The following is a 1,121-nucleotide window of genomic DNA, read 5'->3' on the forward strand; positions in this document are numbered from 1 at the left end:
CTGAAAAACTCACACCTTTTGGAGGAATTTTTTCAATCATGGAGCAATTTGACTCCATGCTTTCACCTATTATCGACCAGACACTTGGTCAGAGATGCAGCAGTATCATCGGATATCAGTACAGCGAAATTATTCGTTCTCTGATGAGCGTGTACTTCTGTGGCGGTTCATGCGTGGAGGATGTAACATCGCATCTGATGCGTCATCTCTCGTATCATCCGACCTTGCGCACATGCAGCTCTGATACCATCCTCAGAGCCATCAAGGAACTGACACAGGAAAACATCTCATATACTTCCGATAAGGGCAAGACCTATGATTTCAATACGGCAGACAAGCTCAACGCCTTGCTTATAAAAGCCTTGGTTTCCACTGGTGAACTGAATGAGGTGGAAACCTACGATGTTGATTTCGACCATCAGTTCCTTGAAACAGAGAAGTATGATGCAAAACCGACATACAAGAAGTTCCTCGGCTACAGACCTGGCGTATATGTCATCGGTGACATGATTGTCTATGTCGAGAACAGCGATGGCAACACAAATGTGCGCTTTTATCAGGCTGAGACCCACAAGAGATTCTTTGCCCTACTGGAAGCCAACAGCATCCGTGTGAATCGCTTCAGAGCCGACTGTGGTTCGTGCTCGAAGGAAATTGTCAGTGAGATAGAGAAGCATTGCACGCACTTCTACATCCGCGCCAACAGATGCAGTTCGCTCTACGATGACTTGTTTTCACTGAGGGGATGGAAGACGGAGGAAATCAACGGCATCCAGTTCGAACTCAATTCCATTCTCGTTGAGAAATGGGAAGGCAAGTGCTATCGTCTTGTCATCCAGAGACAAAGACGCAACAGTGGCGACCTTGACCTGTGGGAAGGCGAATACACTTACCGTTGTATTCTGACCAACGATTACAAGTCATCGACAAGGGACATTGTTGAATTCTACAATCTGCGTGGCGGCAAGGAACGTATCTTTGACGACATGAACAACGGATTCGGTTGGAGCAGGCTCCCCAAGTCGTTCATGGCGGAGAATACTGTCTTTCTTCTGCTTACTGCATTGATACACAATTTCTACAAGACCATCATGAGCAGGCTTGACACCAAGGCTTTTTGG

Annotated in this window: 1 protein-coding gene; it reads left to right on the top strand. The window is 46.7% G+C overall.

What is annotated here, in order from left to right:
* Positions 1–1,121 (top strand): IS1380 family transposase (locus WKT20_RS18035; protein WP_340417865.1); only part of this gene is annotated, 1,121 nt, incomplete at both ends.

The organism is Phocaeicola sp. ICN-14070 (genome assembly GCF_037892625.1).
GTDB classification, from domain to species: domain Bacteria; phylum Bacteroidota; class Bacteroidia; order Bacteroidales; family Bacteroidaceae; genus Phocaeicola; species Phocaeicola plebeius.